Consider the following 13,073-nt stretch of genomic DNA (forward strand, 5'->3'; position numbering starts at 1 on the left):
AACACTTCAAACCCCTGGAGCTTCTGCTTCCAGGGGTTTTTTCATGGCCGGGTCAGCCTTTGCGGTTGGCGGCGATTTCACCGAGGAGGCGGGCCATCTCGGCTTCGGTCTCCTCGCGGCTCTTGCCGGCCGGCTGCGCCTGGCCTGCCATCGCGGCGGTCTGTGTCGGGTTTAGCGTGGGCTGGGCGGTCGTGCGGACCTGTCCGGCAGTGGCGGCCGGCGCGGGATTGTTTGCCATCTCCGCTTCAAGCAGCTTTTCGAATTCGCTGACGAGAGCCGGATTGTCTGCCGCACTCCCTTCCGGCCTTACGGGCGTTGCCGTCGCGGCCGTCGCCGGGCGCTGCTGGGTTACCTGATTGCTTTGGGCTGGAACATTGACAGGGCCAACGGTACCGGTTGACGAGGCCGTTGCAGTCGATGCGGGCTGCGGTGTCAGTACGCGCTGGCGGTTCTGCTCAAGCAGATCCTCGACGCGCCGCTCTGGTGTGCGTTGCTGCTGGCTCGGCTGCGTCTGCTGTACGGCGGCAACGGGCTGCGAGACCGCACGTGCGGGAATGGGCCGGGTGTCTTCGTCACCGGCATAGAGCACCTTTCCCATGGCCGAGACGCCGTCCTGCGCTGCGGTCGGACGCCGTTCGGTTACAGTTGAGGTCGTGACGTTTGCGACCGGCCGGGTAACGACGGGTGTCTCCACGGCGGCGACGGCGGGTTCGCGCCGCGTAGGCTCGCCCCGCTCGATCGTCTCGGCGGGTTTCTCCGCCGGCTGCGCGCTTTCGGCCACAGTCGTCGCGATCCGCGACTCGATGACGATGTCCGTCGGTCCGCCGATCATGACGAGGTGTTCCACGTCGTCGCGCCGCACCAGAACGAGGCGGCGCCGCGTATCGATCGCGGCGGCATCCAGCACCGCAAGGCGGGGTGTGCGGTTGCGGCCGCCGCGGATGAAGGGGGAGGAGGGCCGGCCCCGGATGATCCACAGAACCAGCGCGAGGCAGAGAAGGCCAAGCAGCACGACGACGACGGCGATGACGAACTTCTGACCGTTGTCTGCTAGGATCTCAGGCAACATGGCGCGTTCACTCCTTCTGTCCGATCGGCCCTGCCGCATATCGCGGCATCTGACGGCCTTTTGCGAGGTCCTACAAGCGCTTGGCGACGGTTGTCCAGCATCCATTGCCGTCGCGCTTGCGTCGTAACTATGGCAGTGCCTGGAAAATACGAGGGTTTTACCGGGAATATTCCCTGTGAATTCGCGGCCTTGCTTCCCCTCGGCGGCTTTTTGCGCTTCCCTCGGGCAGCTAAACATGATTCTCGCATCGTTGCCGCGCCACGTGAATGGCCGGCGCGTTGCATATGAGGGATTGATGACGACGATGAAACGGCCGGGCGACGACAATCTGCCGATCGTGGACCGCGGCTTGCGGCCGGCGATGGCGCTTCGCGTCGTGCTGCTGGCCGTCGTGCTGGCGGCCTCCGCGGGTGCTTTCATCGTTTTCAAGAACCAACTGGACAACGAATTGGTGCTCGGCGTGCTGGGCGTGCTCGCCATGGCGGGCATCTTCTTCGTCGTGTCGGCGCTGATCGGCTTCATCGAGGTCATGCCGCAGGTGGCCGGGGCCGACGATCTGGCACATGCCTTTCTCGACAGCCACCCTGACGGCACCGTCATTACGGATCGCAAGGGGCGCATCGTCTATGCCAATGCCGCCTATGGTGCGCTGACCGGTGCGCGGGGCGATGCGGAAGTGCAGTCGCTCGAGACGTTGCTGTCGCGCAACCGCGACGCCACCGAAGCCGTCTACCGCCTTACCAACGGCCTGCACGAGGGCAAGGAGGGGGCTGAGGAATTCCGCGTTCAGAAATCTCTCGACGCTTCCGCCTCCGGCGGTTCCGGTGCGCACTGGTACAGGCTCAAGGCGAGGGTGCTGCCCAACGGCAAGAAAGCCGGTCGCTCGCTTTATATCTGGCAGATTTCGGACATCACCTCGGAGCGCGACGACCAGGAACGGTTCTTCAAGGAGTTGCAGAACGCCATCGACTATCTCGACCATGCGCCGGCCGGTTTCTTTTCCGCCGGCCGCAAGGGCGAGATCGTCTATCTCAATGCGACGCTTGCGGAATGGCTGGGCATAGATCTGACGAAGTTCCACCCGGGTTCGCTGTCGATTGCCGATGTGGTGGCAGGCGAGGGGCTGGCGCTCATCCAATCCGTGCAGGCGGAACCGGGCCTGAAGCGCACCGAGACGCTCGACCTCGACCTGCGCAAGACGAACGGCCAGAGCCTGCCGGTGCGTATTGTGCACCGCGTGTCCTCCATGCGCGACGGCGCACCCGGCGACAGCCGCACCATCGTGCTGGCGCGCGAGGAGGGCGGTGAGGCCGACCAGTCCGCATCGATCGCGTCCATGCGCTTCACGCGCTTCTTCAACAACACGCCGATGGCGATTGCATCTGTCGACGGCAACGGTCGTATCCTGCGCACCAATGCGCCGTTCCTGAAGCTGTTTTCCGGCGTCGTCTCGCGCGACGACATCGACCGCGGCGCGAAGCTCGAGACCATCGTGCACGAGACGGACCGGCTGCGCCTGCAGTCGGCATTCGACGCGGCCAAGGACCGGCAGGGCGATATTCCGCCGATCGACTCGCTCCATCCCGCCGACGACGGGCGGCACTTCCGTTTCTATGTGAACGCCGTCATCGATCAGAGCGACGAGGCGCCGGAAGAGGCCGCCATCGTCTATGCCGTGGAGATCACCGAGCAAAAGGCGCTCGAGACCCAGATGGCGCAGACCCAGAAGATGAATGCCGTGGGAACGCTGGCTGGCGGCATTGCACACGACTTCAACAACGTGCTGACGGCCATCCTGCTGTCGTCCGACCATCTTCTGCTGTCCGCGCGCCCCTCGGACGCCAGCTTTGCCGATCTCATGGAGATCAAGCGCAATGCCAACCGCGCCGCGGTGCTGGTGCGCCAGCTGCTTGCCTTCTCGCGCAAACAGACGATGCGCCCGACGGTGCTCAACCTGACCGACGTGATCGGCGACCTGCGCATGCTGGTCGACCGGATGACCGGCACCAATGTGAAGATCAATGTCGATTACGGCCGCGATCTGTGGACGGTGAAGACGGATCTCGGCCAGTTCGAGCAGGTGCTGATCAACCTCGCCGTCAACGCGCGCGATGCCATGCCGGATGGCGGCACCATCACGTTCCGCACGAGGAACGTCGAAGCCGAAGAGGCCGCCGCCCGCAACCTGCGTGACTTGCCGCCGGGCGACTACGTCGAGGTCGAGGTCTCAGACCAGGGCACCGGCATACCGCCCGAAATCATCGACAAGATCTTCGAACCCTTCTTCACGACCAAGGACGTCGGCAAGGGCACGGGTCTCGGCCTCTCGATGGTCTACGGTATCGTCAAGCAGACAGGCGGCTATATCTATCTGGATTCGGAAGTCGGCAAGGGCACGACCTTCCGCATCCTGCTGCCGCGCCATGTGGAAGAGGCCGTTCCCGTCGACATCGCGACGGCTGCGGCACAGGCCGGTGCACAGCCGGTCGCCACTGTCGCGCAGATTGCCGAAAAGGAACCGCGCGACCTCACCGGCGGTTCGGCCGTCGTGCTTCTCGTGGAGGATGAGGAGGCGGTCCGCCGCGGCGGAAAGCGCATGCTGGAAACCCGCGGCTATACGGTGCACGAGGCCGGATCGGGCGTCGAGGCGCTCGACATCATGGAAGAATTGAACGGTGCCGTCGATATCGTCGTGTCCGACGTCGTGATGCCCGAAATGGACGGTCCGTCGCTGCTGCGCGAACTGCGCAAGTCCTATCCGGATCTCAAGTTCATCTTCGTCTCGGGTTATGCCGAGGACGCCTTTGCCCGCAATCTTCCCGCCGATGCCAAGTTCGGCTTCCTGCCAAAGCCGTTTTCGCTGAAGCAGCTTGCTGAAGCCGTGCGGGAAATGCTGGACGAAGGGTAGGTCAAACGGGCTTCAATGCCGGATTGCGCCACATCCGCTTTGCCTCTTCGTCGGCTTTTGTAAGCTTTAACGAAGGACGACCAAGCATCCCGTTGCGCTTGGCATTCACGATGCAGCTGTATCGATTAGCATAGGCGCGTGAGGACCGGCCAACTTCATATCCATTGAACGCGCGTCGGCTCCAATGCCATCCCTCATCGTCACGCCAGAACACCCATCTGTCACCATTCGGATCGATACAGCTTAAGAGCATGATCTCCACTCCTCTTGATAACTCAAGGTTGCATTGATTCGTGCAATTGTCTACCAACCTGATGCAATCTTGGGGTGTTGCTCCGCGGTATTGATATCGTTAGGGGTTGTGTAGTTGGCGCTTTAATTCTCGATAAAACAATGGCTTATTTATTATGTTTTACTTATACTGCTTTGTGATTTACTCGCGCCGGTTTGTAGAAAGTTCGTGATTTTTCCAAAAAATGAGCGGCCGGATCAAACCGGCCGCTACGTCATTATCAATCCACCATTGCAACGGCGATTTCGGCCGCAAGACGGGCGTTGTTCTCGACGAGCGCGATGTTCGTCTTGAGGCTGCGGCCGTCTGTCAGGTGGAACAGGCTGTCGAGCAGGTAGGGGGTAACGGCCTTGCCGGCGATCTCGTCACGCTCCGCATTGTCGAGCGCGCGGGTGATGTAGATTTCCATCTCTTCGCGCGGGATCTCGTCAGCCTGCGGCACCGGGTTGGCGATCAGCATGCCGCCATCGACGCCGAGCTGGTCGCGCACCGTCTGGAAGTTGGCGATCGCCGCCGGGCTGTTGAGCGTCAGCGGGCTCTTCAGGCCCGAATCGCGCGACCAGAAGGCCGGGAATGTGGCGCTGTCATAGGTGACGACGGGCACGCCGCGGGTTTCCAGCACTTCCAGCGTCTTGGGAATGTCGAGGATCGCCTTGGGGCCGGCGCAGACGACGATGACGCCGGTGCGTGCGAGCTCCTCAAGGTCGGCGGAGATGTCGAAGGTCTCTTCCGCGCCGCGATGCACGCCGCCAATGCCACCGGTGGCGAAGACCCTGATGCCGGCCCGTGCGGCGCCGATCATGGTGGCCGCGACCGTCGTGGCACCCGTGCGACGTTCCGCGATGGCAAACGCCATGTCGGCGCGCGACACCTTCATTGCGCCCTTGGTCTGCGCCAGGGCCGCGAGCTGGGCGGCTTCAAGGCCGATATGCAGCACGCCTTCGATAACGGCGATGGTCGCCGGCACGGCGCCGTTGTCGCGGATGATGGTCTCCACGCTGCGCGCCATCTCGAGATTGCCCGGATAGGGCATGCCGTGCGTGATGATCGTCGATTCGAGGGCCACGATCGGCGCGCCGCGTGCCTTGGCGGCGGCGACTTCGTCCGAATACTGCATCGGCAGGAGGGAGGAGACGGGTCTGGTCATGCGATGTCCTTGAAGGATTTTGGGCAAAAAAGTCTCATGACAGGATTTCGGCAGGCGGTACAAGAGAAAGTGCATCGGCAAGTGCCGGCTGCGACATTTCTTCCGCGACGGCAAGCGGCGAGCGCACCGTGATGACGGCAGCGGCAACGCCCTGGCGCAATGCTTCATCGATCCGCGCGCCGCGAAGCCGGGCGTGGAGAAAGCCGGAGGCGAGCGAATCGCCCGCGCCGGTGACATCGCCAAGCGCCGGTATGGCCGGCGGCACCACGATGGCGGCGCTGTTCTCGTCAAAGGCGATAACGCCCCTGCCGCCGCGCGTAACCACGCCGGCGCGAAGGCCGATGGCGCGCAGCGCATCGGGCCAGTCGGCGGGGTTTTCCGGTTCGGTGCCGGTCAGCGTGCGCGCTTCCGCCTCGTTCATGAAGAGAAAGGCAAGGGCAGGCAGGCTCTTTTCAAGGCGCACGACCTTTGCCGGGGAAATGGCGATGGCGGCGAGGGGAATGCCGGCCTCCCGCGCCATCGCTGCCATCGCCGCGAGCGTTTCCGCCGGCAGGTTGGCGTCGGTCAGCAATACACCCGCCTCGGCGATCGCTTCGCGCATGGCGCGCTGTTGCAGCCGCCGCGGCGAAAACAGCCGGTAGAGTTCCATGTCGGCCAGCGCGATCACGAGGTTGCCGTCGCGCTCGATGATCGCCGTGTAGCTTGGCGTTGCGCGGTCGAGGAAGGTGAAGGGCGTATCCTCGATGCCTGCCGCCTGCGCCGCCGCTGCGACGATCTCGCCGTCCGTGTCGCCGCCGCGCGGCGAGACCAGCCGCACGCGGTGGCCGAGCCGGGCGAGATTGCGTGCCGCATTGAAGGCGCCGCCACCTGCCTCCACGAACCAACCGCCCGGATTGCTGGCGCCGGGCACCGTCTCGCCGGCAATGCGCCCACGCCTGTCCACATGAGCGCCGCCCATCACCAGTATCGTTCTGTCCGTCATCGTCTTCCTTCGCATCCGCATGCCGATTCGTCCGCCCGAGGCAGGTTGCAGGGCGGTCAAACCGTTGTTTACAATCCACGATCATCCACTTGAAACGAAAGTAGAACATGCCCTCGATTTCTGAATTTGTTCAAATGGATGAACAAGCCTTGCAAAATGAGAACAAAATGTGTACATAGCTTTCGTCGGCGGGTTCGTTGCCTGTCTTGCTTCAATAACCTAAAGGTGGACAAAATGGCACAGAACAGTTTGCGGCTCGTAGAGGATAAAACAGTGGATAAAAGCAAGGCACTCGAAGCGGCTCTCTCCCAGATCGAGCGCTCCTTCGGCAAGGGCTCCATCATGAAGCTCGGCGGCAAGGATAGCGTCGTGGAGATCGAGACGGTTTCGACGGGCTCTCTCAGCCTCGACGTCGCGCTCGGCATCGGCGGCCTGCCCAAGGGGCGCATCATCGAGATCTACGGGCCGGAAAGCTCGGGCAAGACGACGCTGGCGCTGCAGACCATTGCCGAAGCCCAGAAGAAGGGCGGAATCTGCGCCTTTGTGGACGCCGAGCACGCACTCGACCCGATCTATGCCCGCAAGCTCGGCGTGGATCTCGAAAACCTTCTCATTTCGCAGCCCGATACCGGTGAGCAGGCGCTGGAGATCACCGATACGCTGGTCCGTTCCGGCGCAATCGACGTGCTGGTCGTCGACTCGGTCGCCGCACTCACGCCGCGCGCCGAAATCGAAGGTGAGATGGGCGAAAGCCTGCCGGGCCTCCAGGCCCGCCTGATGAGCCAGGCGCTGCGCAAGCTGACGGCCTCCATCTCCAAGTCCAACACGATGGTCATCTTCATCAACCAGATCCGCATGAAGATCGGCGTCGTCTACGGTTCGCCGGAAGTGACGACGGGCGGCAACGCCTTGAAGTTCTATGCTTCCGTTCGCCTCGACATCCGCCGTATTGGCGCCGTCAAGGAGCGCGACGAGGTGATCGGCAACCAGACGCGCGTCAAGGTCGTCAAGAACAAGATGGCGCCGCCCTTCAAGCAGGTCGAATTCGACATCATGTATGGCGAGGGCGTTTCCAAGACGGGTGAACTGATCGATCTCGGCGTCAAGGCCGGCATCGTCGAGAAGTCGGGCGCGTGGTTCTCCTACAACAGCCAGCGTCTCGGTCAGGGCCGCGAGAATGCTAAGACGTTCCTGCGCGAGAACCCGGACCTTGCTCGCGAGATCGAGACGTCGCTGCGGCAGAATGCCGGCCTCATCGCCGACCGCTTCCTGGAAAATGGCGGTCCCGATGCGAACGACGCCGACGACGCGGCGAACATGTAGTCTTCCCGCAACGCTTTCTGAAAACGACGGAAAACCGGCCTTTCTTCGCGAAGGGCCGGTTTCTTCGTGTCTGGACAGGTGCCGGGCCGGACGATAAAAGCCTTCAGTTCTCGCGCATGCCCGCGGTTTCAGGCCTCCTCAGGGAAGGCGTCGGGCCAGGCGCGGTTTCGACGGAATTCGCGGATGGACGGTCCACAAGGCCTTCCGGGCGGGCACTCCGGCCGGCGAGGCGGTGTCGCGTCGCTGTGGGGCAATTGGGTGGATGACGCGCCGGTTCCGGTGCAGACAGTGCTAAGATGAAGGACGCGATATGAGCGGCGTGAATGACATCCGGTCGACTTTCCTCGACTATTTCCGCAAGAACGGGCACGAGGTCGTTGCCTCCAGCCCCCTTGTGCCGCGAAACGACCCGACGCTCATGTTTACCAATGCCGGCATGGTGCAGTTCAAGAACGTCTTCACCGGGCTGGAGACGCGCCCCTACACCACCGCGACGACGGCCCAAAAGGTCGTGCGCGCCGGCGGCAAGCACAACGATCTCGACAATGTCGGTTATACCGCACGCCATCTGACCTTCTTCGAGATGCTCGGCAACTTCTCCTTCGGCGATTACTTCAAGGAACAGGCGATCGAGCATGCCTGGACGCTTGTCACCAAGGGCTTCGATCTGCCGAAGGACCGTCTTCTGGTCACCGTCTATGCCGATGACGACGAGGCGGCGCTTCTGTGGAAGAAGATTGCCGGCTTTTCCGACGATCGTATCATCCGCATCCCGACCTCCGACAATTTCTGGCAGATGGGTGATACCGGCCCTTGCGGTCCCTGTTCTGAAATCTTCATCGACCAGGGCGAACATGTCTGGGGCGGCCCTCCGGGCTCGCCGGAAGAGGATGGCGACCGGTTCCTGGAATTCTGGAACCTCGTCTTCATGCAGTTCGACCAGACCGCACCCGGCGAGCGCAGCCCGCTGCCGCGTCCGTCCATCGATACCGGCATGGGCCTGGAGCGCATGGCCTGCATCCTGCAGGGCGTTCAGAGCGTTTTCGAGACCGACCTGTTCCGTACGCTGATCGCCGCCGTCGAGGAGACGGTCGGCATCAGGGCACAGGGCGAGGCGGCTGCAAGCTGCCGCGTGATCGCCGATCACCTGCGCTCGTCCGCCTTCCTCATCGCCGATGGTGTGCTGCCGTCGAACGAGGGCCGTGGCTATGTTCTGCGCCGTATCATGCGCCGCGCCATGCGCCATATGCAGCTGCTCGGCGCCAAGGAACCGCTGATGTGGTCGCTGCTGCCGGCGCTTGTCGGCGAAATGGGCCGTGCCTATCCCGAACTCGTGCGCGCCGAAGCGCTGATTTCCGAGACGCTCAAGCTTGAGGAAACCCGTTTCCGCAAGACGTTGGAGCGTGGCCTCTCGCTGCTGTCGGACGCCACCGTCACGCTCGAGAAGGGCGACATGCTGGACGGCGAAACCGCCTTCAAGCTCTATGACACCTACGGCTTCCCGCTCGACCTGACGCAGGACGCGCTGCGAGCCCGCGAGATCAATGTCGATCTCTCCGGTTTCAACGACGCGATGCAGCGCCAGAAGGCAGAGGCTCGCGCCAACTGGTCGGGCTCTGGCGACAAGGCGACCGAGGCCGTGTGGTTCGAACTGAAGGAAAAGCACGGCGCGACCGAATTCCTCGGCTATGATACCGAAACAGCCGAAGGTGTGGTTCAGGCCATCGTCATCGACGGCAAGGCCGTTGGTAGCGCCAATTCCGGCGACAGCGTGCAGATCGTCGTCAATCAGACCCCGTTCTATGGCGAATCGGGCGGACAGATGGGCGATACGGGCGTCATCACCTCGGACAATGCCCGCCTTACGATTACCGATACGCAAAAGAAGGGTGAGGGGCTGTTCGTGCACAGCGCGGTCGTCGAGAGCGGCACGCTGAAGCTCGACGACGCGGTCGTGCTCACGGTCGATCACGCCCGCCGTTCGCGCCTGCGCGCCAACCATTCCGCCACGCATCTGCTGCACGAGGCGCTGCGCGAGGTGCTGGGCACCCATGTCGCCCAGAAGGGCTCGCTCGTGGCGCCAGAGCGCCTGCGCTTCGACGTTTCGCATCCCAAGCCGATGACGGCCGAGGAACTGCGGGTCATCGAGGACATGGCCAACGAGATCATCGTGCAAAACGCACCCGTGACCACACGTCTGATGACGGTGGACGACGCCATTGCCGAAGGCGCCATGGCGCTCTTCGGCGAAAAATACGGGGATGAGGTCCGCGTGGTCTCCATGGGCACGGGCCTGCATGGCGCGAAGGCAAACCGGCCCTATTCGGTCGAGCTTTGCGGCGGCACGCACGTTGCCGCCACCGGTGAGATCGGTCTCGTGCGCATCCTGTCGGAAAGCGCGGTTGGCTCGGGCGTGCGCCGCCTGGAAGCGTTGACGGGCGAATCGGCCCGCGCCTACCTCGCCGAGCAGGACGAGCGCGTGAAGTCGCTTGCCACCGCGCTGAAGGTGCAGCCGGGCGAGGTTCTGGCCCGCGTCGAGGCGCTGGCCGACGAACGCCGCAAGCTCGAACGCGAACTGACCGAGGCCAAGAAGAAGCTGGCCCTGTCCGGCGGCTCTGCCGGTGGTGACGATGGCGTGCGCGATGTCGCCGGCATCAAGTATCTCGGCAAGGTCGTGACCGGCGTCGAGCCGAAGGACCTGAAGAGCCTGGCCGACGAGGGCAAGAAGAGCCTCGGCTCCGGTGTCGTCGCCTTCATCGGTGTGTCGCCGGATGGCAAGGCGAGCGCGGTCGTCGCCGTTACCGAGGATCTGACGGGCCGCGTCAGCGCGGTCGATCTCGTGCGCGTCGCCTCCGAGGCGCTCGGCGGCAAGGGCGGTGGCGGGCGTCCCGACATGGCGCAGGCCGGCGGCCCTGACGGCGGCAAGGCGGCCGAGGCGATCGACGCCGTGGCCGCTGCCATCGGCGGCTGACGGTACTGTTGCCGATAGAAATCGACCCGATCTGAGACGACACGGCGGGCCCTGGCCCGCCGTTCGTTTGCGAAGTCTTCAACGTTTCCGCGTAGCGTGATGCCGCACGGAGTTTCTGTTTTGATCGAAGATCTCGTCAGTATTTCGACCCTGATGATGTGTACGTTCCTGTCGACCATCGTCGTCGGGATATTCCTGCTTCAGGTCTGGCTGACCGATCGACGCCATGCGGCTGCCGGTTACTGGTGCCTGTCCATGTGGGTGGGCTCGCTCTGCACGTTGCTCTTCGCCTTCCGTGCGTACGGTTACCCGCTCGTGACCGTCGGGCTCGCCAATATGCTTGCCGTCTTCGGCTACGCAATGATGTGGGCCGGTTTCCGGGTTTTCGACGAGCGCAAGGTCCATGGCATGGTCGTGTTGTCCGGACCGGTTTTATGGTTTGTCGCCTATCTCGGCGTGGATGCGGTGACACAGGACGTCAACAACCGCGTCATCATCATCTCCCTGCTGATCATGGCCTATTCCGTCGCGACCGGGGTGGATATCTGGCGCGGCCGCCGTAAGGATCCTCTGCCGACGCGATTTCTCGCCACACTCTTCTTCGTGTCGCATGGTGTCATCTATTTCCTGCGCGTGCCGATGACGTTGCTGGCGCCGTCTGCCTTCGGCCATGGCACGGCCTATTCGGCGTGGTTCGCTATTTTCTCGCTGGAACTGTTCGCCCATACGATCCTGGCGGCCGTCGCCATGCTCGTGCTGATCAAGGAGCGGGGCGAGGCGCTGTATCGGCAGGCGTCGCGCACAGATGCGCTGACCGGCATCGCCAATCGCGGTTCCTTCCTTGATGATGTGCAGGCGCGGCTTGCCGGGCGAACCGGCGGCAGCCTGCTCGTTTTCGATCTCGACCGTTTCAAGAGCATCAACGACACCTACGGCCATGCCGCCGGCGATGTCGTGCTCAGGCGTTTCGTGGAGGCGGTCTCCGGGCGGCTTGAGCCGGGCATGCTATTCTGCCGCTTCGGTGGGGAGGAATTCGCGTTGTTTGCCCCACATCATGGCATCGATCGGGCGGAAGCTTTCGCCCAGTCCCTGCGGCGCGAGATCAACGGGCTTTCGCTCCATGATGCGGAGGGCCGCGAGATCGGCCTTTCGGTGAGCATCGGGCTTGCGGATGTCGAGACGTTCGGCATGGATTTCGATCGCCTGTATTCCGCCGCCGACCGTGCGCTCTACGCGGCGAAGGACGAGGGCCGCGACCGTGTGAAGCGGGCCCTTCCATCAGTCGGCTTATCGGGTTTCGCGAGCCGCATGCGGGCCTCTGTCGCGCCCGATACGGGTGCGGCCGCAGCCGGCTAGCGTCCCGGCTTTTCCAAAACCTCTTCGATATAGTCTCCACCCCGGCCGCGAATGAAATGCGGCGCTGCAGATAAGCAAGATTTGCGAAGTCGGACCGTGCCATGGTTCGAGGCATGCGAACGGGAGGTGAGGCATGAACAGCAGTGAAATATGGGCGGCATATGAAAAGCGCCTGACGCGCGTCTCCGCCTATATCCACGATCACCTGGATGAAGAGCTGGATCTCAACCGCCTGTCCGAAATTGCCTGCCTGTCCGCGCATCACTGGCATCGTGTCTATCGCGCGGTTCACAAGGAGACGCTGGCCACGACCGTCCGGCGGCTGCGCCTTCACCGGGCGGCAGGTGATCTGGTGCGCAGCGATCGTCCCGTTCGCGATATCGCCGTGCGATGGGGCTATCCCAACCTGCAATCCTTCACGCGGGCATTTTCGGCTGCCTACGGCATGCCGCCGGCCCGCTACAGGCGGAAGGGCCCCCATCGCGCTTACGCAATCGAAAACCAAGAGGAAACGATCGGCATGTTCGACGTCACCATCCGCTCTCTGCCGCCACAAAACCTGCTGTGCATTCCGCATACCGGCTCCTATATGGGCATCGGCAAGGCCTTCGAGGCACTGTATGGCACGCTCTATTCGCGCGGCCTCTTTCAGCCTGACATGCGTATGATCGGCCTTTATCTCGACGATCCCGATCTTGTCGCCGAGGACAAGCTGCGCTCCTTTGCCTGTGTGACGGTCGCCGCCGCTCCTGCGGTCGAGCCGCCGCTGGAGCAGCGGACGCTGTCCGGCGGGGACTATGCCGTGCTGCGCCATCAGGGACCATATGCGAATATGGGCGCCGCCTATCGCTGGCTCTTCGAGGCATGGCTGCCGGCATCGGGCCGCTCGATCCGCGACGAGGTGATGTTCGAGCATTATCTCAACAGCCCGCGCGACGTGGCGCCCGAGGCGCTGGTGACGGAAATCGGCCTGCCGCTCCAGCCGGAAGGCGACACGGCGGCCTGAGACCGACGGCGATGATCTC

At 63.4% G+C, this 13,073-nt stretch carries 8 protein-coding genes; 5 read left to right on the top strand and 3 right to left on the bottom strand.

Annotated features, from left to right (window positions below; translation table 11 throughout):
- Positions 1–52 precede the first annotated feature (52 nt).
- On the bottom strand, positions 53–1,069 hold the full coding sequence (locus tag MNR02_RS07660; RefSeq protein ID WP_241948692.1) for a flagellar biosynthetic protein FliO: 1,017 nt from the start codon (positions 1,067–1,069) through the stop codon (positions 53–55).
- Between the two features lie 295 nt (positions 1,070–1,364).
- On the opposite strand from MNR02_RS07660, the gene cckA reads away from it, so the two are divergent.
- Positions 1,365–3,977, top strand: a complete 2,613-nt coding sequence (gene cckA, locus MNR02_RS07665; protein ID WP_241948693.1) for a cell cycle histidine kinase CckA — start codon at positions 1,365–1,367, stop codon at positions 3,975–3,977.
- A 512-nt stretch (positions 3,978–4,489) separates the two neighbouring features.
- Here cckA and MNR02_RS07670 read toward each other — a convergent pair.
- Positions 4,490–5,416 carry a pseudouridine-5'-phosphate glycosidase gene (locus MNR02_RS07670; RefSeq protein ID WP_241948694.1) on the bottom strand — a complete coding sequence of 309 codons (927 nt, stop codon included), beginning with the start codon at positions 5,414–5,416 and terminating at the stop codon, positions 4,490–4,492.
- A gap of 34 nt (positions 5,417–5,450) precedes the next feature.
- Positions 5,451–6,398 carry a carbohydrate kinase family protein gene (locus tag MNR02_RS07675; RefSeq protein ID WP_241948695.1) on the bottom strand — a complete coding sequence of 316 codons (948 nt, stop codon included), beginning with the start codon at positions 6,396–6,398 and terminating at the stop codon, positions 5,451–5,453.
- Positions 6,399–6,632: 234 nt separating this feature from the next.
- Between MNR02_RS07675 and recA the strand changes: the two genes are divergently transcribed.
- From recA to MNR02_RS07695, 4 genes are all read left to right on the top strand, one after another.
- Positions 6,633–7,721 carry a recombinase RecA gene (recA, locus tag MNR02_RS07680; RefSeq protein ID WP_241599010.1) on the top strand — a complete coding sequence of 363 codons (1,089 nt, stop codon included), beginning with the start codon at positions 6,633–6,635 and terminating at the stop codon, positions 7,719–7,721.
- 310 nt (positions 7,722–8,031) lie between these two features.
- Positions 8,032–10,692, top strand: a complete 2,661-nt coding sequence (gene alaS / locus MNR02_RS07685; protein ID WP_241948696.1) for an alanine--tRNA ligase — start codon at positions 8,032–8,034, stop codon at positions 10,690–10,692.
- A gap of 120 nt (positions 10,693–10,812) precedes the next feature.
- Complete coding sequence (locus MNR02_RS07690) at positions 10,813–12,048, top strand: GGDEF domain-containing protein (protein WP_241948697.1); 1,236 nt, start codon at positions 10,813–10,815, stop codon at positions 12,046–12,048.
- 133 nt (positions 12,049–12,181) lie between these two features.
- Positions 12,182–13,054, top strand: a complete 873-nt coding sequence (locus MNR02_RS07695; protein ID WP_241948698.1) for a GyrI-like domain-containing protein — start codon at positions 12,182–12,184, stop codon at positions 13,052–13,054.
- Positions 13,055–13,073: the final 19 nt, after the last annotated feature.

Origin of the sequence: Shinella sp. H4-D48, from assembly GCF_022637395.1 — a bacterium.
Taxonomy (GTDB): Bacteria; Pseudomonadota; Alphaproteobacteria; order Rhizobiales; family Rhizobiaceae; genus Shinella; species Shinella sedimenti.